Raw genomic sequence first — 18,222 nt, forward strand, 5'->3', positions numbered from 1 at the left:
GCCCGCGATGGCGTCAGACCAGACAATCCACAACAGCCATACTCCCCACACTCAAGGACTGAATGTGAACACATCCACCCGCAACGCCCGACTGATCATTGCCGCCCGTCTGATTTCGGATTTCGGCGCCTTTCTCAACATGGTCGCCCTGGCCACCTACGTTTACCTGCTCAGCAACAGCGCCATGAGTGTCGGCATCTTCCTCGCCAGCCGTGTGGGCGGGGGGATTTTCGCCAGCCTCATCGGCACCGCGTTTTATCGCCGCTGGGTCGGGCGCATGCCGCTGATCGCCTTCGACCTGCTGCGTGCAGGATTGCTCGGGTTGCTGCTGGTGCTGCCGGTCCCGCAACAAGCTTTGCTGTTGCCGTTAATCGCGTTCGGCCTTGGAGTCGGCAACTCGATGTTCGCCATCGGCCTGAACAGTCAGTTGCCGCACTTGATCGATGGCGAGCACCTGCTCAAGACCAACGCCTGGCTCACGTCTGCATCGTCGGCTGCGATGGTCGGCGGCAGTCTGGTGGCGGGGCTTTTGGTCGCGGCGTTTGGTTTTGAAACGGTGTTTGCACTGAACGTGGTGACGTATCTGCTGGCCGCGTTGTTCATCCTGCCGCTGCGCTTTTCCACGCCTGCGGCCTGTGACGAACCCGTCCACCCACGGGGCGAATGGTCGGCGCTGCGCCAAGGGCTGCGCAATGCGCCGGTGGTGGCCGCGATGCTCGCCGTCACCATGGCCGACACCTTGGGCAGCGCCGCGCACAACGTGGGTTTGCCAATAATTTCCAAACTGCTGACCCCAGAATCGGCCAGCACCACGCTGGGCCTGATGCTGGCGGTATGGGCCTTTGGGAAATTCATCGGTGCGCGCATTGCCAGTCGCCTGAAAGGCTCGGACAACGCCCACCTGGAGCGGCGATTTTTTCTCGGGGTGTTGCTGATGTCCTGCGGCTTCATCCTGATGTTTCAGCAGCAGACCCTGTACGGCTTGCTCCTGTTTTCCCTGCCCGCGGGGTTGGGCGACGGTTTCTCTGAGGTGGGGCTGATGTCGCGCCTGCAGCGTGAACCGGACAGCCTGCGTCTGCCGATTTTCAGCTTACTGACCCTGCTGCAAATGACCGGGTTCGGCGTCGGCATGCTGATCGCCGCGCCGTTTTACTCATGGTGGACGCCGGGGGCCGTGGTGCTGCTGTTCCACGGCATTCCGCTCACCACGTTGTTGGTGGTGAAGGGGCTGGCGATCAGGGACGAACTGGTTCGGCGCAGCAGCCCGACGCGAGATTCTTGAGGATCGGGCAGTCGGGACGATGGTCGCCCTGGCAGTGCTCGACCAGGTCTTGCAGGGTGTCGCGCAACTGACCGAGTTCGCGGATCTTCTGGTTCAGTTCGTCGATGTGCTGACGGGCCAGGGCCTTCACATCGGCGCTGGCTCTTTGGCGGTCCTGCCAGAGGGTCAGTAACTTGCCAACCTCTTCCAGCGAAAACCCCAGGTCCCGGGAACGCTTGATGAAGGCCAGGGTATGCAGGTCGTCGTCACCGTAAACGCGGTAGCCGCTCTCGGTACGATGGGCGGCCTTGAGCAGGCCGATGGACTCGTAGTAACGAATCATCTTCGCGCTCAGGCCGCTTTGGCGGGCTGCTTGACCGATGTTCATCGATTGTCCTCCAGGTCCTTGGGTTTCCAGGTTTTCAACAGTAACGCATTGCTCACCACGCTGACGCTCGACAATGCCATGGCCGCACCGGCCAGCACCGGGTTGAGGAAGCCGAACGCCGCCAGCGGAATGCCGATCAGGTTATAGACGAAGGCCCAGAACAGGTTCTGCCGGATCTTCGCGTAGGTCTTGCGGCTGATCTCCAGCGCCGCCGGCACCAGCCGAGGGTCACCGCGCATCAAGGTAATCCCGGCCGCGTGCATGGCCACGTCAGTGCCGCCGCCCATGGCGATGCCGATGTCCGCGGCCGCCAGGGCCGGGGCGTCGTTGATGCCATCGCCGACCATCGCGACCACGCCGGTTTGTTTCAGGGTGGCGACGGTGGCCGCTTTGTCGGCGGGCAGCACTTCGGCGTGGACGTCATTGATGCCCAGCGCCTGGGCGACAACGTTGGCACTGCCGCGATTGTCACCGGTGAGCAGGTGGCTGCTGATGTTCCTTGCGCTGAGTTGTTGCACCGCCTGCAGGGCGCCGGGTTTGAGCGTGTCGCCAAAGGCGAAGAGGCCGAGCACTTTCGATTCGGGGCTTTGTTCGATCAGCCAGGACAGCGTCCGGCCTTCGGTTTCCCAGGCGGTTGCCGAGTCAGCCAATGATCCTGCGTTTAAACCACTTTCTTCCAATAGACGACGATTGCCCAATGCCAGTCGACGACCCTCCAGCGTGCCGGCGATGCCTCGCCCCGTCAGTGATTGACTGTCACTGATATCGGCGACGATCAGTCCGCGTTCGCTGCACGCATCCAGCACAGCCTTGGCCAGCGGATGTTCGCTGCCCCGTTGCAGGGCGCCTGCCATTTGCAGCAGGGCGGCCTCGTCACCGTCGACAGCGGTCAGATGAGCAATACGCGGGGCTCCCGAGGTCAGCGTACCGGTCTTGTCGAACACCACGGCGCTGACTTCATGTGCGCGTTCCAGCGCTTCGGCATCCTTGATCAGAATCCCGTAGCGCGCCGCCACGCCGGTTCCGGCCATGATGGCGGTCGGTGTGGCCAACCCCAGCGCACATGGGCAGGCGATCACCAATACCGCGACGGCATTAATCACGGCGGTTTCAATCGGCGCGCCATACAGCCACCAACCGATGAAGGTGGCCAACGCGATCAACAGCACCGTGGGCACAAACACCTGGCTGACTTTATCCACCAGTTTCTGGATCGGAGCCTTGGCGGCCTGGGCGTCTTCGACCAGGCGAATGATTCGCGCCAGCACGGTTTCCGCCCCCAAGGCCTGGGTGCGAACCAGCAATCGACCTTCACCATTGATTGCGCCACCGGTGACCTTGTCGCCCGGTTGCTTGGGCACCGGCAGGCTTTCGCCGCTGATCAGTGCTTCGTCGGCGTGGCTCTGGCCGTCGACCACTTCGCCGTCCACCGGGAAGCGTTCACCGGGTTTGACCATGACCAGGTCGTTGAGACGCAAGGCACTGATGGCGACCTCCTGTTCGCGGCCATCGATGACCTGAATCGCCCGTTCCGGGCGCAAGGCTTCGAGGGCACGAATGGCGCTGGCGGTCTGGCGTTTGGCGCGGCTTTCCAGGTATTTGCCCAGCAGTACGAGGGCGATGACGACCGCTGAGGCTTCGAAATACAGGTGTGGCATGCGCCCGGCAGCGGTGGCCCATTCGTAGACACTCAAGCCGTATCCGGCGCTGGTGCCCAGTGCGACCAGCAAATCCATGTTGCCGGCCCCGGCGCGCACGGCTTTCCAGGCCGCGACATAAAAGCGCGCACCGAAGATGAATTGCACAGGCGTTGCCAACGCGAATTGCACCCAGGCCGGCAGCATCCAGTGCACGCCGAACGGCTGCAGCAGCATCGGCAACACCAGCGGCAAGGCGAGGACGATGGCCATGATCAACGCCCAACGCTCACGGTGCAGGCGCTGTTGTTGAGTGTCGGTTTGCGGGTGTTCGACTTCCCAGACGCTGGCGGAGTAACCCGCTTTGGTCACCGCCGCGATCAGGGTTTGCGGATCGACGTGGCCGAGCAGTTCGAGGTGGGCGCGCTCGTTGGCCAGGTTGACGCTGACGCTCTTCACGCCCGGCACCTTGGCCAGCGCACGTTCGACCCGGCCGACGCACGAGGCGCAGGTCATGCCGTCGATGCTCAGTTCCAGAGTGTGCCGGGGCACGCTGTAACCGGCCTGTTCAACCGCCGCCATCAACGCCGGCAAGCTGTCGCTGGGCGCCTGGACTCGGGCCTGTTCAGTGGCCAGGTTGACGCTGACGGCGGAGGCGCCGATGACTTTGCTCAAGGCTCGCTCGACACGCCCAGCGCAACTGGCGCACGTCATGCCGGCAATCGGCAAATCGAAAGTGGTGGATTCGGACATCGGTCACGCTCCCTGTAGTAGAGACCTACAGGATCAACCTTGCCATGTTGGCAAGGTCAAGCACCAATCTGCAAATCGCCGCAGACCAATGTGGGAGCGAGCTTGCTCGCGATGGCGGCGTATCAGTCAATATCTATGTAACTGACACACCGCCATCGCGAGCAAGCTCGCTCCCACAGGGGGGGCACGTTGGATTTGCTCAGTATTCGAGAGCAGCAGGTTTGAGGTACATCCCTTCTTGCGTCATCGCAATCCGGAATTTCAATACATCGCCGGCCTTAAGATTGATGATCTGCGAACCCGGCGCGAGCATGCCCGGGTTGCAACCCGGCGCCTGGCCCGGCAGCAGCTTGAGGCGCAAGGACACATTGCCCGGCGGCAGGTTGAACGAGGTGCTTTGTTCCTGGAACAGTCGTGCGGACAGTTGATCCAGGATGTACACACCGATTTCGCAGGAGGTGGCGACTTCCAGGCGCTCGCGGGAAATGATCAGTACGCCATAGTCCTCCCCGGCGGCTTGAACCGAAGGTGTCGCGGCAAAGAGGCTGAGGAAGCCAAACAGGCTGAGAGCTGACCAGCGCATGGCTGAATCTCCTGAAGTCGAGTCATTGATGCACGCAGCTTGGCCGAGCGCGACGCCGATTGCCAGCCCGGCAGTTTGTTCAAGAACTTGACCTTGCCATGGTGGCAAGCTCGAGACTGCACGCAATCTCAACAAAGGAGCCACACCATGCAAGTGTTCAACGTTCAAGGCATGTCTTGCGGTCACTGTGTCAAAGCCATCACTCAGGCACTGCAAGCCATGGATCCGGCGGCCAGCGTGCGGGTCGATCTGGCGGCCAAGGAAGTCGGCGTTGAAAGCGCGTTGACGGTCGAGCAAGTGATCGCCGCGATCAGCGAAGAAGGCTACGAGGTCAAAGTCGCCTGACACAAGGCATTCAGTGTTTTTTAATAGTTAGCGAGCTATCGGAATGTTCAAGGCGTTCATGCAAGGCTAGACTGTCGGCCTGCTGACTCATGCCCAACTGGATGCCTGATGAACTTTCGTACCATTTTGATTCTTGGCGCCCTCAGCGCTTTCGGTCCGCTGGCGATCGACTTCTATCTGCCGGCCTTCCCGGCGATGGCACTCGCCTTCGGCACCGATGAACAACACGTTCAACTGACACTGGCGGCGTATTTCCTCGGCTTGTCGATTGGCCAACTGGCTTACGGCCCGGTGGCCGATCGTTTCGGTCGGCGCATTCCATTGCTGGCCGGGGTTGGTTTGTTCACCCTTGCGTCGCTGGCCTGTGCCTATGCACCGAGCCTGGAATGGCTGATCGGCGCACGATTTGTCCAGGCGTTGGGCGGTTGTGCGGGCATGGTGATATCCCGTGCGGTGGTCAGCGATAAATGCGATGCGGTGGGTTCGGCGAAAGTCTATTCGCAACTCATGCTGGTCATGGGCCTGGCGCCGATCCTCGCGCCGATGCTCGGCGGCTTGCTGGTCAACACCACGGGCTGGCAGTCGATTTTCCTGGCGTTGACCGGTTTCAGTGCCTTGGCTGCGCTGGCCGTGGCGCTCGGGTTGCCGGAAAGCCTGCCCGCACACATGCCGCGTCAGCCGTTGTCCGGGGCTTTTCGGCAGTACGGTCGCCTGTTGTCGGATCGGATCTTTCTCGGTCATGCCTTGACGGGCGGCATCGCCATCGCCGGCATGTTTGCCTACATCGCCGGTTCGCCGTTCGTTTTCATCAAGCTCTATGGCGTACCGGCCGAGCATTTCGGCTGGCTGTTTGGCACCAACGCGGCGGGGTTCATTCTGGTGGCGCAAGTCAACGCGCGATTGCTGGCCAAGCGGGGGCCGGCATTCTTGCTGGCGCGTGCGGTGTGGGTTTACCTGGCCGCCGGTTTGACGCTGCTCGCCGTCAGCGCCTTGCACCCCACGCAGTTGTGGCCTCTGCTGATTCCACTGTTTATTTGCATCTCCAGCCTCGGCTGCATTTTGCCCAACGCTTCGGCGTGTGCGATGAACGGGCAGGGCGCCCGCGCCGGCAGTGCGTCGGCGATGCTTGGGTGTCTGCAATTCAGCGTCGCGGCGGGTGCCGCGGCGCTGGTCGGTGTTTTACACGATGGCAGTGCCGTACCGATGGCGATGGTCATCAGCCTGTGTGGTGTTCTGGTGGTGAGCGCGGCGATGTTCACCCGGCGTTTGCAAAAGGTTCGGGCGTTGGCGCAAGCGCAGGCCTGAAGACGGGGTCAGCCAGCGGCTCGTTGCTGGCGACCGGGAATTTGATGGGGGGCGTAAAGGCGTGCTTCGAGGGTTCGGGTAAAGGCCAGAGCTTCGGCTTCGCTGCGAAATGTCACGGCATGCTGGTCCAGGCGGACCTGCCATTGAGATTTAGCCAATTCTTTTATCAGGATCTTCATTGCTGACCTCTCCTCTCGTAATAACTGCCACGTAAAGATTGTGCCGCAGAGGTTTCGATTGTAGTCCTGAATACGATCGCTATTGTGACAGGCGTCAACTCTCAGACTGACGGTGTCGTTCCTTCAGGAACGACACTGTTTCATCATGTTTCAGAACCCTTCCAGCACAATCTTGCCTTTGGCTTTGCCGCTCTCCAGCAGCGCATGGGCACGGCGCAGGTTGGCCGCGTTGATGCTGCCGAAGTGCTCGCCGACCGTGGTTTTCAACGTCCCGGCGTCGATCAGCGCGGCGATGCGGTTCAGCAACTTGTGTTGCTCGATCATGTCTGCGGTTTCGAACAGCGAGCGGGTGTACATGAACTCCCAGTGCAGTGACAGGCTCTTGCGTTTGAGCTTGGTCACGTCCAGTGACTTGGGATCATCGATCAGCGCCAGTTTGCCTTGCGGCGCCAGCGCCTCGACCAATTGATCCAGGTGCTGATCGGTCTGGGTCAGGCTGGCGACATGGGTCACGTATTCCACCCCGGCACGCTTGAGCGCTTCGCTCAACGGTTGGCTGTGATCGATCACCAGGTCCGCGCCCAACTCACGAACCCAACTCTGGGTTTGCGCTCGGGAAGCGGTGCCGATGACCTTGAGCCCGGTCAGTTGACTGGCCAGCTGTGTGAGGATCGAACCCACCCCACCCGCCGCGCCGACGATCAGCAGGCGCTGGCCTTCGTCGGTTTGGCCTTCACGCACTTGCAGGCGTTCAAAGAGCAATTCCCAGGCGGTAATCGCGGTCAGTGGCAGCGCGGCGGCTTCAGCGAAACCCAGGGTTTTCGGCATGTGGCCGACGATCCGCTCATCCACCACATGCCGTTCGCTGTTGCCGCCGGCACGGGCGATGGAGCCTGCGTAAAAGACCTTGTCGCCGGCCTTGAACAAGGTCACGTCTTTACCGACAGCCTTGACCACCCCGGCCACGTCCCAACCCAGCACCTTGGCCGCGCCGTCTTCAGGCTGGACGTTTTGGCGGACTTTGGTGTCCACCGGGTTGACCGAGATGGCTTTGACGTCCACCAACAGGTCGCGCGGGCCGGCAACCGGTTCCGGCAACTCGATGTCTTGCAGGGATTGTTCGTCGCTGATCGGCAACGAGGTGTAATAGGCGATGGCTTTCATACAGGGGTTTCCGAAAGGTAATAAAAGAAAGGGGACAGCCTGATACCGATCATTTAAGCCGAGGCGCACTCCGTAGCAGCTGGCGAAGCCTGCGTTCGGCTGCGGAGCAGTGGTAAATCCTGTACGCGCGGATTTCCTGAAACACCGCATCGTCTGATTTCACGACTGCTCCGCAGCCGAACGCAGGCTGCGCCAGCTGCTACAAAAGTGCGGATCGGCACTAGGGATCAGGCCACGGTGCGCAGGCGCTTGAGATCAAAGTGTTCGAGAAAATCGCCGGCCTTGGCCCGGAAGTTCTGGATGTGGGCGCTGGCGTCATGCGCCGCCAGGGCTTCGTCGCTGCTCCACTGCTCGATCATGTAAAAGGCATGCGGATTGGCGAGGTCCTGATGCAGATCGTATTGGCCGCAACCGGCCTCAGCGCGGGTTGGTTCCAGCAGTGCACGCAGGTGCCGTTCAAGGGCGTCTTGCTGGCCGGCTTTGGCGATGAGCGTGGCAATGGCGGTAAATGGCTGGGACATGGACGACTCCGGGAGCGTAATGAATTCGATGGCACAGATGATTGGCTATTTCACAGCAAGATAAAACCCGCTAAAAGAGCAGTCTCTTTCAATATTTTTTTGATAATCGAGGCTGAAAATGCTGCGTTTCGATGACTTGCAGTTGTTCGTCCGGGCTGCCGACCTGGGGAGCCTGTCGGCGGCGGCGCGGGTGATGGACATGTCGGCGGCCGTGGCCAGCGCGGCGTTGAAGCGCATCGAACAGCAACTGGGCGCGCGGTTGCTCGCGCGTTCAACCCGCAGCCTGCGCCTGACCGCCGAAGGCGAGGGGTTCCTGGAATATGCCCGCGCCGCCCTGAGCAATCTGGACGAAGGACGCCGCTTGCTGGCCAGTGGTCAGGACCAGGTCAGCGGGATTTTGCAACTGTCCGCACCGTCGGACTTCGGTCGCAATCTGTTGTTGCCCTGGCTGGACGAGTTTCAGCGTGAGCACCCGAAACTGACCGTGCGGCTATTGCTGGGAGACCGCATTGCCGACCTGTTCCGCCAACCGGTGGACATTGCCCTGCGCTACGGCGAGCCGGAAGACTCTAGTCTGGTGGCATTGCCCATCGCCCCGCAGAACCGGCGTGTGTTGTGTGCGGCGCCCGCTTACCTGGCCAGACATGGGGAGCCCCGGCAGCTCGAGCAACTGGCTCAGCACAATTGTTTGTTGTTCATGCTCGGCAGCCGGGTCCACGATCACTGGAGTTTTCATGACGGCAAGCGCGAGGTCGGCCTGACCGTCAGTGGTGACCGTTTCAGTGACGATGCCGATGTCGTCCGGTTATGGGCCGTTGCCGGCGCGGGGATCGCCTACAAGTCCTGGCTCGATGTCGCCGCCGATGTACTCGCCGGGCGACTGAAGGTGCTGATGCCGGAGTTGCTCTGTGAGCGCGCACCTCTGAATTTGCTGTGCGCCCATCGCGCACAATTGAGTAAGCCGGTGAACCTGTTGCGGGAAATGCTTGCCAGCCGATGCGCTCAATTAGGCAGTCAATTTCCGACGATAGCGGGGATCGATCATTAGTCGCAGGCAAATAGCGAAATTTCTCTCAGCAACTATCACCACCCACGGTTTCCCACGGGCAGGAACCGGCGGTTAACGCGCTTATACTAGCGCCGCCTCATGTACGCACCGTCGATCTCGCGATGGCGAGTCCGCGTTCCAGTCGGCGCGGTACCCCGCTCAATCACCCGGCCTTCGCCCTGGCTGCGAAGCAATGGCACAGGGGAGTGGGTGAGCTTCGCCCGGCTTATGGCGGTTTCCGCGTCTTGGCCGACCACACATTACTGGTCAAGATGTCTCTGAGCAGCAGACGAAACGATTCAACAGGGAGTGAATACATGGAACATGCACCTTGCATCAGCCAGATCGCCACATTGCTGGCTGACCCAAAGCGCAGCGCAATGATGTGGGCCTTGATGGACGGCACGGCGCGGCAAACCGAAGAGCTGGCGTTGTTGGCCGGCCTGTCACCCTCTTCGGCCAGCGCACACTTGGGGCGATTGTCCGCAGGCGGTCTGTTGAGGGTTGAAATCCGTGGCCGAAAGCGATTTTTCCGCCTGGCGGCCCCCGAAGTCGGTGCAGCCATCGAGGCGTTGGCCAGCGCGACCCTGGCCAGCACGCCACAAGAAGTCCCGGATGTTTTCAAGCGCCCGAACCCCATCGCCAAACCTCAGGCCGCGCCTTCGTCACTGCTGCGGGCCAGACTGTGCGATGACCATTTGGGAGGCACCCTGGCCGCCGACCTTTACCAGCGACTGCTGGATGCAGGCTGGATCGAACAGATCGATCAGCGGGTCATGATTACTCACAAGGGCTCAACTCAACTGGCGACACGAGGTGTGTTCATCCAGGCACTGGCCCATCGCAACAGCAGGGTTGCCTGTGCCTGTCCCGACTGGAGCGAAAGACGCCCGCACATGGGCGGTTCACTGGGCGCGGCACTGTTGCAATTGTTCATGCAGTCGGGCTGGTTGAGCCTGCCCAACGACTCCCGCGCCCTGCAGGTGACCGCCGCAGGGCAGCGAGAAATCCATCGCTTCGCCAAAGAGACCGAGCTCGAAATGGCGCTGTAGAGATGCAGCAACCTCCGGTTTATGCGGTGTGGCTTATGGCTTGACCAATCTGGCGTCCAGGCTGTTTTGCGCCAGGCGCTTGGCCTGATCCTGGGTCATGCCCAAGTCGGTGTACAGCGCATGGAAGTTCTCGGTCACGTAGCCGCCGAAGTACGCCGGGTCATCGGAGTTCACGGTCACTTTCACGCCACGCTCGAGCATGTCGAGAATGTTGTGCTGGGACATGTGATCGAACACGCAGAGTTTGGTGTTCGACAACGGGCACACGGTCAGCGGGATCTGCTCGTCGATGATCCGTTGCATCAAACGCTCGTCTTCGATGGCACGCACGCCATGGTCGATGCGCTGGATTTTCAGCAGGTCGAGGGCTTCCCAGATGTACTCGGGCGGGCCTTCTTCACCGGCGTGGGCCACGGTCAGGAAGCCTTCGTGACGGGCACGGTCAAACACACGCTGGAACTTGCTGGGCGGGTGGCCCATTTCCGAACTGTCCAGGCCCACGGCCACAAACGCATCACGGAACGGCAGCGCCTGGTCGAGGGTTTTCTCGGCTGCTTCTTCGCTCAAGTGGCGCAGGAAGCTCAGGATCAAACCGCTGGTAATGCCCAGTTGTTGCTCGCCATCCTTGAGGGCCGCAGCGATGCCGTTGAGGACCACTTCGAAGGGCACGCCACGGTCGGTATGGGTTTGTGGATCGAAGAACGGTTCGGTGTGAATCACGTTCTGCGCCTTGCAGCGCAACAGGTATGCCCAGGTCAGGTCGTAGAAATCCTGAGAGGTGCGCAACACGTCGGCGCCCTGGTAATACAGGTCCAGAAACTCTTGCAGGTTGTTGAAGGCGTACGCCTTGCGCAGGGTTTCGACGTCGCTCCATGGCAGGGCGATCTTGTTGCGTTCGGCCAGGGCGAACAGCAGCTCAGGCTCCAGCGAACCCTCGAGGTGCAAGTGCAATTCTGCCTTGGGCAGGGCGTTTAGCCAGTCGTACATAATCTTTTCTCATCAGGTGCAGATGGCGAGCATTCTACAGATGCCCGTGGAAACAATTAGCAAAACCTGACCAGCCGGTTGATTACACCGCTTCCTGTTCCCGTCGATAGGCGTAGGTATCGGCAAAACGCGAAAGCAGGAATTGCGCGCAGGTAGTGGCCGGGTATTTCGCCAGGTGCTGCTCATCCTGGCAACCCGGCAGGCATTCGATGGCGGTGTCGGGGTGCGGTTCGGCAAAGAACGGCATCGAATAACGGTCCACACCGAACGGGCTGATCACCCGGTGCGGCGTCGACAGATACCGGTCGTTGCTCCAGCGCGCCATCATGTCGCCGAGGTTGACCACAAAAGTCCCTTCGATCGGCGGCGCATCGATCCACTCGCCCTTTACGTTTCGCACTTGCAGCCCGCCGGCAGTGTCCTGATACAGCAGGGTGATGCAGCCGTAATCGGTGTGGGCGCCCGCGCCTTGTTGTTCATCGGAGCTGGCGGTGTGGCGTGGCGGGTAGTGGATCATGCGCAGCACGCTGACCGGCTCGTTGAAACGGCTATCGAAAAAATCCCGCTCGATGCCCAGCGCCAGCGTCATCGCCCGCAACAGGGTTTGCGCCAGGGATTGCATGTCGACGTAGTGCTGCTCCATCAGTGATTGCCAGCCGGGCAGCGCGGGATGTCGATTGGGGCCGCGCAGCGGTTTCTCCGCCAGCACGTCGGGATGATCGGCGGGCAGGTGCAGGCCCATGTCGAACGTTTCCTTGAGGTCGCTGGGCTTGCTCGGGTCGAGTTGTTCGGTGGCGATGGCACCGTAACCGCGGTGGTGGCGGGTTTGGGTGATGTCGATTTTCAGCTTTTCGGCGGTGGGTTGGGCGAAGAAGCGTTGAGCGTGGTCGAGTACGGCGGCGATGCGCGATGGGGAGATTGGGTGACCCTTGATGTAGAAGAAACCCCATTCACGGCAGGCGTGGTCGATCTCGGCAGCGACGGCTGTCCAAGCATTTTGGTCATCGCTGTAGAGCGGGGAGATATCGATGATCGGAAGACTGTTCATACAATTGTCCTGAGGAATACGCAGTCTGAAAAACACCGGAGTACCCCTGTGGGAGCGAGCTTGCTCGCGATGAGGCCAGGTCAGTCACATCACTGCTGAATGACAGACCGCTATCGCGAGCAAGCTCGCTCCCACAAGTACAGTGTTGGGTTGGGGGAGCTACTTCGGAATATCGGCCTTCATGCCTTCGACGTAGTAGTTCATCGACGCCAGTTGCGCAGTGGTCGCACTGACGCCTGCCGGGATTTTCTCCGTGCCGGCCTGGTCCTTGATCGGCCCGGTAAACGGCTGCAACGCGCCACTCTTGATGTCGGCAATGATCTGCTCGGCTTCGGTTTTCACCGCCGCAGGCACCAGGTCGCTGATCGGCAGTTCAACCGTGCCTTCCTTCAAGCCGCCCCAGTAATCCTGCGATTTCCAGTCGTGGTCGAGCACGCTTTGGGTCGCTTGAACGTAGTGCGGGCCCCAGTCGTTGACGATGGAGGTCAGCACGGCTTTCGGGCCGAAGTGCGCCATGTCCGAAGCGTAGCCGACGGCGTACACACCACGACGTTCGGCCGCCTGGATCGGTGCCGGGCTGTCGGTGTGCTGGAACACCACGTCCACGCCCTGGTCGATCAGCGCGTTGGCGGCGTCGGCTTCCTTGCCTGGATCGAACCACGAATTGACCCACACCACTTTGATCTCGGTGCCGGGGTTGTACTTGTTCAGGGCCAGTTGAATGGCGTTGATGTCGCGGATCACTTCCGGGATCGGGAACGAGGCTACATAGCCGATCTTCTTGGTCTTGGTCATCTTCGCCGCGAGGAAACCGCCGACGTAGCGGCCCTCGTAAGTGCGCGCCAGGTAGGTGCCGAGGTTCTTGTCCTGCTTGTAGCCGGTGGCGTGTTCGAAGGTCACCTTGGGAAACTGCCTGGCGACTTTCAGGGTCGGGTTCATGTAGCCGAAAGACGTGGTGAAGATCAGGTCGTAGTTGTCCTTGGCCATGTTGCGGATTACCCGCTCGGCGTCAGCGCCTTCGGCGACGTTCTCCACGTAGTTGGTGGTGATCTGGTCGCCGAATTTTTCGGCGAGCACTTTGCGTCCCTGTTCATGCTGATACGTCCAGCCGTGGTCACCGATTGGACCGATGTAGACGAAACCGACTTTCAGCGGGACGGCGGCACTGGCGATCAGGCTGGCGCTCAGACCGATGGCGGCGGCGACGGCGCAAAGCAGCTTCTTCAGCGGACGGTTATGCATGAATTCGAACTCCATGTTGTTGTGAGGTTGGCAGGGGCAATGCAAATTGCTGACCAACAGGACAACAAACATCACGAGATCGCGTAACGGCCATCGCGGGCAAGCCCGGCTCCTACATGACCTGCGCAAATCCTGTGGGAGCGGGCTTGCCCGCGATGAGGTCGGTGCGGCCAATAAAAGTGCATGGCCAGACAGGGTTGCCATCCACTGGTGCGCTAAGGTCTAACGAAACGTTAGCGCCGCACCGCAGTCAGTAGCTCACCGCACTGATTTCGCGCCACTGCGCAAAAAGGTATCGCGATGCTCAGACTTCTCAGGCAAGAAACCTTTCTGCTGCTGGCCGTCCTCGCTGCCGTTGTTGCGTACCCGCTCGAGCACTGGATGCTCCACAGTGGCCAACCCGCTGCGCTGGCCGCTGGACTGGTGTTGATTGCGTTCATCGTCGCCGCCTCCATGCGCGTCGCCCGTCACGCTGAGTTGCTGGCGGAAAAAGTCGGCGATCCCTACGGCACGATGATCCTGACGCTGGCGGCGGTGCTGGTGGAAGTGGTGATCCTGGCGATCATGATGAGCAACGAAGCCTCAAAGACGTTGGTGCGCGACACGATTTACTCGGCCGTGATGCTCGACATCAACGGCATCCTCGGCCTGGCGGCGTTGATGGGCGGTCTCAAGCATGGCGAGCAGTCCTACAACGATGACTCGGCACGCAGCTACAGCGTGATGATTCTGACCGCCATGGGCGTATCGATGGTGGTGCCGGAGTTCATTCCCGAGGCCAACTGGAAACTCTATTCGGCCTTCACCATCGGCGCGATGGTTGTGCTCTACGCATTGTTCCTGCGGATGCAGGTTGGTCCGCACAGCTACTTTTTCAGCTACAGCTACCCGGAAAAACGCCGCCGGAAAGTCCCGGAAGAAGAACCGGAACCGGTCAATCTGGCGCTGAGTATCGGCACGTTGGTGTTTGGCGTGGTGGTGATCGGTGCGTTGGCCGAAGTGATGTCCAAAACCCTGGATCTGGGCTTGCAAGGAACGGGGGCGCCGCCGGTGATAACTGCGATTCTGGTGGCGGCCATTTCGGCTGCGCCGGAGATTCTGACGGCATTGCGCGCGGCATTGGCCAATCGCATGCAGTCGGTGGTCAACATCGCGATGGGCGCGTCCTTGTCGACGGTCATCCTGACGGTGCCGGTGATGGAAGCGATGGCGCTTTACACTGGCCAACCGTTCCAGATGGCGATGACGCCGGTGCAGACGGTGATGATTTTCATCACCCTGATCGTCAGCGCGATCAACCTTAACGATGGCGAAACCAACGCCATCGAAGGCATGACCCACTTTGTGCTGTTTGCGACGTTCATCATGTTGTCGTTGTTGGGCCTTTAAAAGCATCGCGGGCAAGCCATGCTCCTACAGGTACAGCGTCGCTCTCAAGAACGATGCAAATCCTGTAGGAGCAAGGCTTGCCCGCGATGGCGTCCTATCAGACGCCGGCGATCAACTGCCGGGCAGCCTGACTGTGATCGGCAATCAGGCCCTTCAGGTCCAGGCCTTCGACCTGCCCGTCAATCACACGCCACTTGCCGCCCACCATTACCCGGTCCGCGCGATCCGCGCCACACAGCAGCAACGCCGACACCGGATCATGGCTGCCGGAGAAGCGCAGTTCGTCGAGTTTGAACAGCGCCAGGTCCGCCTGCTTGCCGACCGCCAGTTCGCCGATATCGGTGCGTCCCAGCAAACTCGCCGAACCCTTGGTAGCCCAACCGAGCACCAACTCCGGCGTGATCTTCTCGGCGCCATAACGCAGACGCTGGATGTACAGCGCCTGGCGGGTTTCGAGCATCATGTTCGACGCATCGTTGGACGCCGAACCGTCTACCCCCAGACCGAGCAACGCGCCGGCGGCCGTGAGATCCAGCGTCGGGCAGATGCCGGAAGCGAGGCGCATGTTCGAACTAGGGCAATGGCAAATACCAGTGCCGGCGGTGCCGAGGCGGGCGATCTCGTCCGGGTTGAAGTGGATACCGTGCGCCAGCCACGTACGCGGGCCGAGCCAGCCGACGCTGTCCAGATAATCCACGGTGCGCAGGCCGAAGCGTTGCAGGCAGAAGTCTTCTTCGTCGAGGGTTTCGGCCAGGTGCGTGTGCAGGCGCACGTCGAGCTTGTTCGCCAGCTCGGCGCTGGCCGACATGATCTCCGGTGTCACCGAAAACGGCGAGCATGGTGCCAACGCGATCTGGATTTGCGCACCGTCGCCGCGTTCATGGTATTCGGCGATCAAGCGCTGGCTGTCGGCGAGAATCACTTCGCCTTCCTGCACGGTTTGCTGTGGGGGCAGGCCGCCGTCCTTTTCGCCGAGGCTCATGGAACCGCGTGTGAGCATGGCGCGCATGCCCAGTTCACGGACGCTTTCGACTTGCACGTCGATCGCGTTTTCCAGGCCTTCGGGAAACAGGTAATGGTGATCGGCAGCAGTGGTGCAGCCCGACAGCAGCAACTCGGCCAGCGCGACTTTGGTGGCGAGGGCGAGTTTTTCCGGGGTAAGACGGGCCCAGACCGGGTACAGGGTTTTCAGCCACGGGAACAACGGCTGGTTGACCACCGGCGCCCAGGCACGGGTCAGGGTTTGATAGAAATGGTGATGGGTGTTGATCAGCCCCGGAAGGATCACATGCTCGCGGGCATCGAAGACTTCATGGCAAGGCGTGGAGGGTTGCTGTCCCAGGCCGAGCACTTCGACGATCAAACCGTCTTGCACTACCAGGCCACCACGGGCATCGAGGCCATTGGCAGTAAAAATGGAGAGGGGGTTTTTTAACCAGGTACGGGTCGCAGGCATGTTGGCCGGCTCCTCTGAAAGTGGGGTTCAGGTTAGCCAGCTCAGTGATTACCCTGTCTGCTGATCCAGGGTCGCCGCGGGGGCGAGGGGCGCAGTTTCGGACAAAATGCTGTTCCGGGCAAGCCCGGCCCGACCAGACAACACAAATCCCTGTAGGCGCCGGGCTTGCCCGCGATGCAGGCGCCGCGGTCTGTCAGCGAAACCTGGTTGATGCGATCGCGGGCAAGCCCGGCTCCTACAGTCGGCGGAGTTGTTTACCAGGGAATGGTTTCACCCCGGTAATTCACAAAATGATGCCCGCCCTTGCCGGTATGGGCATTGACCTGATCAACCAGACCACGGGTGCTGGTGTCGACATCGATGTCCGCGCCTTCACCGCCCATGTCGGTTTTCACCCAGCCTGGGTGCAGCGACAGCACGGTGAGTTTTTGCTCGCCCAGTTGCGTCACAAAGCTGTTGGTCATGGAGTTCAACGCTGCTTTGCTGGCCTTGTACAACGCCAGTTCAGGCGCGTCGGGCATGGTCACGCTGCCCAGTACCGAACTCATGAACGCCAGCACGCCGCTGTCTGGACGAATCTGTCCGACGAAACGCTGGGCCAGATTGATCGGTGCCACGGCGTTGGTAAAAAACAACTGGCCGACTTCGGCCAACGTGGCACCACCGGGTGTTTGCACGTCCGGGCCCTTGACCCCGGCATTTACAAACAACAGATCGAACACCTCGCCTTTGAGTTGTTCGCTGAGGGCGATCACCGCGGGCTGATCGTCCATGTCGAGTTTCTCGATGCGCACGTCGCCCAACGCCTGCAACGCTTCAGCATTCTGTGGATTACGCACGGTGGCGGTCACTTGCCAGCCGTCGGCCAGCAGGGTTTTCACCAGACCGAGGCCCAGGCCCCGGGAGGCGCCGATGATAAGGGCGGTTTTTGCCTTGGACATGAGTGGCTTCCTTGAAAAATGAGGATCATGGATTCAGTGGACAGCGTTGCCCGAGCCGTTGTTGCAACTCGTGACGCAACGCGCCGAGTTCATCCATCCGGGCTTCGATCAGTTTGAGTTTGTCTTGCAGCAATTGCGTGACGGCACTGTCTGGATCAGGTGATTGCCAGATGGCCGCGACGCTGTTGCCGATTTCGCCGAGGGTAAACCCCAGTCGCTGAGCGGTTTTGATGTACTGCACCAGTTGCACCATGTCCGCCGGGTAGTCGCGATAACCATTGGCGCTGCGTTGCGCCGCGATCAGTCCGCGCTGCTCGTAGAAGCGCAGCGTGTCGCGGCTGACGGCGCTGGCCTGGGCTAATTCACCGATGCGCATGTTGGCGTCTCGAGAGGGCTTGACCCTGGAGCATACTCCAGGCTTTAGCCTTGTTGCTCCCCGAATTCAAGGAGCAATGCCGATGTGGACTTCAACGCAATATCGCCGGGTAGTGCAAGGCAGTGCCTGGTATGACTTGATCGTGACGGCGGCGTTTGCCACGCCGTGGAGTTTTGCGACGTTGCACGGGGTGTTGACGAGTGTGAGCCAGGCGTTGGATTTGCCCGGCGAGCTGCCTGCGTTTGAACCGATGCACATGTTGATGGCGAATCTGTTGGGGTCGATTGTGTGCGTGTGGGCGGTGCTGCGGATTCGTGATCCGCAGCAGGTGTTTGGGCGGTATGACGCGGTCGGAAGATTCCTGTTTTCGGCTTGGCAGCTCTATGCCTTGCTGCATGGGGCCAGTTCTTTGCTGGTGGTTTTCCTGATCTTTGAGTTGGCCTGGGGCGTTGTTCAGGTGTTGCCTGTTCGGCAGCCATCGCTGGCAAGCCATGCTCCTACAGGCCCAGCGCCAAACCTGTAGGAGCCGAGCTTGCTCGCGATGGGG

At 60.9% G+C, this 18,222-nt stretch carries 19 protein-coding genes; 7 read left to right on the forward strand and 12 right to left on the reverse strand.

What is annotated here, in order from left to right; all coding sequences use genetic code 11:
• Positions 1 to 64: 64 nt before the first annotated feature.
• Positions 65 to 1,282, forward strand: a complete 1,218-nt coding sequence (locus BMS17_RS29330; RefSeq protein ID WP_077432427.1) for an MFS transporter — start codon at positions 65 to 67, stop codon at positions 1,280 to 1,282.
• On the opposite strand, the gene cueR is transcribed toward BMS17_RS29330, so the two are convergent.
• The 3 genes from cueR to BMS17_RS29345 form a co-directional block, all read right to left on the reverse strand.
• Entirely contained in the window at positions 1,236 to 1,649 is a 414-nt protein-coding gene (cueR, locus tag BMS17_RS29335; RefSeq protein ID WP_046032970.1) for a Cu(I)-responsive transcriptional regulator, read from the reverse strand. The two genes, BMS17_RS29330 and cueR, sit on opposite strands and share 47 nt — an antisense overlap.
• Positions 1,646 to 4,039: a heavy metal translocating P-type ATPase gene (locus tag BMS17_RS29340; RefSeq protein ID WP_077432428.1), complete on the reverse strand. Its 2,394-nt coding sequence runs from the start codon at positions 4,037 to 4,039 to the stop codon at positions 1,646 to 1,648. The genes cueR and BMS17_RS29340 overlap by 4 nt, the downstream gene beginning before the upstream one ends.
• Positions 4,040 to 4,238: 199 nt before the next feature.
• Positions 4,239 to 4,622, reverse strand: coding sequence for a hypothetical protein (locus BMS17_RS29345; RefSeq protein WP_046032968.1), 384 nt, complete (start codon positions 4,620 to 4,622; stop codon positions 4,239 to 4,241).
• A 147-nt stretch (positions 4,623 to 4,769) separates the two neighbouring features.
• Here BMS17_RS29345 and BMS17_RS29350 point away from each other — a divergent pair, with 147 nt between their 5' ends.
• Both BMS17_RS29350 and BMS17_RS29355 read left to right on the forward strand, forming a co-directional pair.
• Positions 4,770 to 4,967, forward strand: coding sequence for a cation transporter (locus BMS17_RS29350; protein WP_046032967.1), 198 nt, complete (start codon positions 4,770 to 4,772; stop codon positions 4,965 to 4,967).
• 108 nt (positions 4,968 to 5,075) lie between these two features.
• The gene (locus BMS17_RS29355) at positions 5,076 to 6,272 is read left to right on the forward strand and encodes a multidrug effflux MFS transporter (protein WP_077432429.1); all 1,197 of its coding nucleotides are present in this window, start codon (positions 5,076 to 5,078) and stop codon (positions 6,270 to 6,272) included.
• Positions 6,273 to 6,280: 8 nt separating this feature from the next.
• On the opposite strand, the gene BMS17_RS30450 is transcribed toward BMS17_RS29355, so the two are convergent.
• The 3 genes from BMS17_RS30450 to BMS17_RS29365 all read right to left on the reverse strand — a co-directional run bounded on the left by BMS17_RS30450 (position 6,281) and on the right by BMS17_RS29365 (position 8,136).
• Positions 6,281 to 6,451 carry a hypothetical protein gene (locus BMS17_RS30450; RefSeq protein WP_175649049.1) on the reverse strand — a complete coding sequence of 57 codons (171 nt, stop codon included), beginning with the start codon at positions 6,449 to 6,451 and terminating at the stop codon, positions 6,281 to 6,283.
• 150 nt (positions 6,452 to 6,601) lie between these two features.
• On the reverse strand, positions 6,602 to 7,615 hold the full coding sequence (locus tag BMS17_RS29360) for a zinc-binding alcohol dehydrogenase family protein (protein WP_046032965.1): 1,014 nt from the start codon (positions 7,613 to 7,615) through the stop codon (positions 6,602 to 6,604).
• A 227-nt stretch (positions 7,616 to 7,842) separates the two neighbouring features.
• A complete protein-coding gene (locus BMS17_RS29365; RefSeq protein ID WP_046032964.1) occupies positions 7,843 to 8,136 on the reverse strand; it encodes a putative quinol monooxygenase in 294 nt (97 codons plus the stop codon).
• Positions 8,137 to 8,254: 118 nt separating this feature from the next.
• On the opposite strand from BMS17_RS29365, the gene BMS17_RS29370 reads away from it, so the two are divergent.
• Positions 8,255 to 9,184 (forward strand): LysR family transcriptional regulator, encoded by a 930-nt coding sequence (locus tag BMS17_RS29370; RefSeq protein ID WP_046032963.1) that lies wholly within the window; start codon positions 8,255 to 8,257, stop codon positions 9,182 to 9,184.
• A 317-nt stretch (positions 9,185 to 9,501) separates the two neighbouring features.
• Positions 9,502 to 10,236 carry a helix-turn-helix transcriptional regulator gene (locus BMS17_RS29375; protein ID WP_046032962.1) on the forward strand — a complete coding sequence of 245 codons (735 nt, stop codon included), beginning with the start codon at positions 9,502 to 9,504 and terminating at the stop codon, positions 10,234 to 10,236.
• Between the two features lie 33 nt (positions 10,237 to 10,269).
• Here BMS17_RS29375 and BMS17_RS29380 read toward each other — a convergent pair whose 3' ends face one another.
• The 3 genes from BMS17_RS29380 to BMS17_RS29390 form a co-directional block, all read right to left on the reverse strand.
• Positions 10,270 to 11,223 carry an adenosine deaminase gene (locus tag BMS17_RS29380; protein WP_046032961.1) on the reverse strand — a complete coding sequence of 318 codons (954 nt, stop codon included), beginning with the start codon at positions 11,221 to 11,223 and terminating at the stop codon, positions 10,270 to 10,272.
• An 82-nt stretch (positions 11,224 to 11,305) separates the two neighbouring features.
• Positions 11,306 to 12,271, reverse strand: coding sequence for a 2-oxoglutarate and iron-dependent oxygenase domain-containing protein (locus BMS17_RS29385; RefSeq protein ID WP_077432430.1), 966 nt, complete (start codon positions 12,269 to 12,271; stop codon positions 11,306 to 11,308).
• 159 nt (positions 12,272 to 12,430) lie between these two features.
• A complete protein-coding gene (locus tag BMS17_RS29390; RefSeq protein WP_077432445.1) occupies positions 12,431 to 13,513 on the reverse strand; it encodes a BMP family ABC transporter substrate-binding protein in 1,083 nt (360 codons plus the stop codon).
• 300 nt (positions 13,514 to 13,813) lie between these two features.
• Here BMS17_RS29390 and BMS17_RS29395 point away from each other — a divergent pair, with 300 nt between their 5' ends.
• On the forward strand, positions 13,814 to 14,902 hold the full coding sequence (locus tag BMS17_RS29395) for a calcium:proton antiporter (protein WP_077432431.1): 1,089 nt from the start codon (positions 13,814 to 13,816) through the stop codon (positions 14,900 to 14,902).
• Between the two features lie 97 nt (positions 14,903 to 14,999).
• On the opposite strand, the gene BMS17_RS29400 is transcribed toward BMS17_RS29395, so the two are convergent.
• The 3 genes from BMS17_RS29400 to BMS17_RS29410 all read right to left on the reverse strand — a co-directional run bounded on the left by BMS17_RS29400 (position 15,000) and on the right by BMS17_RS29410 (position 17,675).
• Positions 15,000 to 16,358, reverse strand: coding sequence for an 8-oxoguanine deaminase (locus BMS17_RS29400; protein WP_077432432.1), 1,359 nt, complete (start codon positions 16,356 to 16,358; stop codon positions 15,000 to 15,002).
• Positions 16,359 to 16,612: 254 nt separating this feature from the next.
• Positions 16,613 to 17,299, reverse strand: a complete 687-nt coding sequence (locus BMS17_RS29405; protein ID WP_046032957.1) for an SDR family oxidoreductase — start codon at positions 17,297 to 17,299, stop codon at positions 16,613 to 16,615.
• A gap of 25 nt (positions 17,300 to 17,324) precedes the next feature.
• Positions 17,325 to 17,675 (reverse strand): MerR family transcriptional regulator, encoded by a 351-nt coding sequence (locus BMS17_RS29410; protein ID WP_077432433.1) that lies wholly within the window; start codon positions 17,673 to 17,675, stop codon positions 17,325 to 17,327.
• Between the two features lie 82 nt (positions 17,676 to 17,757).
• Here BMS17_RS29410 and BMS17_RS29415 point away from each other — a divergent pair, with 82 nt between their 5' ends.
• Complete coding sequence (locus tag BMS17_RS29415) at positions 17,758 to 18,198, forward strand: hypothetical protein (protein ID WP_077432434.1); 441 nt, start codon at positions 17,758 to 17,760, stop codon at positions 18,196 to 18,198.
• The last annotated feature ends 24 nt before the right edge of the window (positions 18,199 to 18,222 follow it).

It is taken from the genome of Pseudomonas sp. C9 (assembly GCF_002000165.1).
Lineage (GTDB): Bacteria > Pseudomonadota > Gammaproteobacteria > Pseudomonadales > Pseudomonadaceae > Aquipseudomonas.

Excerpts from the sequence above, each read along its gene's own strand:
- cueR (WP_046032970.1), bottom strand. The coding sequence starts at position 1,649 with ATGAACATCGGTCAAGCAGCCCGCCAAAGCGGCCTGAGCGCGAAGATG.
- BMS17_RS29340 (WP_077432428.1), bottom strand. The coding sequence starts at position 4,039 with ATGTCCGAATCCACCACTTTCGATTTGCCGATTGCCGGCATGACGTGC.
- BMS17_RS29345 (WP_046032968.1), bottom strand. The coding sequence starts at position 4,622 with ATGCGCTGGTCAGCTCTCAGCCTGTTTGGCTTCCTCAGCCTCTTTGCC.
- BMS17_RS29350 (WP_046032967.1), top strand. The coding sequence starts at position 4,770 with ATGCAAGTGTTCAACGTTCAAGGCATGTCTTGCGGTCACTGTGTCAAA.
- BMS17_RS29355 (WP_077432429.1), top strand. The coding sequence starts at position 5,076 with ATGAACTTTCGTACCATTTTGATTCTTGGCGCCCTCAGCGCTTTCGGT.
- BMS17_RS30450 (WP_175649049.1), bottom strand. The coding sequence starts at position 6,451 with ATGAAGATCCTGATAAAAGAATTGGCTAAATCTCAATGGCAGGTCCGC.
- BMS17_RS29360 (WP_046032965.1), bottom strand. The coding sequence starts at position 7,615 with ATGAAAGCCATCGCCTATTACACCTCGTTGCCGATCAGCGACGAACAA.
- BMS17_RS29365 (WP_046032964.1), bottom strand. The coding sequence starts at position 8,136 with ATGTCCCAGCCATTTACCGCCATTGCCACGCTCATCGCCAAAGCCGGC.
- BMS17_RS29370 (WP_046032963.1), top strand. The coding sequence starts at position 8,255 with ATGCTGCGTTTCGATGACTTGCAGTTGTTCGTCCGGGCTGCCGACCTG.
- BMS17_RS29375 (WP_046032962.1), top strand. The coding sequence starts at position 9,502 with ATGGAACATGCACCTTGCATCAGCCAGATCGCCACATTGCTGGCTGAC.
- BMS17_RS29380 (WP_046032961.1), bottom strand. The coding sequence starts at position 11,223 with ATGTACGACTGGCTAAACGCCCTGCCCAAGGCAGAATTGCACTTGCAC.
- BMS17_RS29385 (WP_077432430.1), bottom strand. The coding sequence starts at position 12,271 with ATGAACAGTCTTCCGATCATCGATATCTCCCCGCTCTACAGCGATGAC.
- BMS17_RS29390 (WP_077432445.1), bottom strand. The coding sequence starts at position 13,513 with ATGCATAACCGTCCGCTGAAGAAGCTGCTTTGCGCCGTCGCCGCCGCC.
- BMS17_RS29395 (WP_077432431.1), top strand. The coding sequence starts at position 13,814 with ATGCTCAGACTTCTCAGGCAAGAAACCTTTCTGCTGCTGGCCGTCCTC.
- BMS17_RS29400 (WP_077432432.1), bottom strand. The coding sequence starts at position 16,358 with ATGCCTGCGACCCGTACCTGGTTAAAAAACCCCCTCTCCATTTTTACT.
- BMS17_RS29405 (WP_046032957.1), bottom strand. The coding sequence starts at position 17,299 with ATGTCCAAGGCAAAAACCGCCCTTATCATCGGCGCCTCCCGGGGCCTG.
- BMS17_RS29410 (WP_077432433.1), bottom strand. The coding sequence starts at position 17,675 with ATGCGCATCGGTGAATTAGCCCAGGCCAGCGCCGTCAGCCGCGACACG.
- BMS17_RS29415 (WP_077432434.1), top strand. The coding sequence starts at position 17,758 with ATGTGGACTTCAACGCAATATCGCCGGGTAGTGCAAGGCAGTGCCTGG.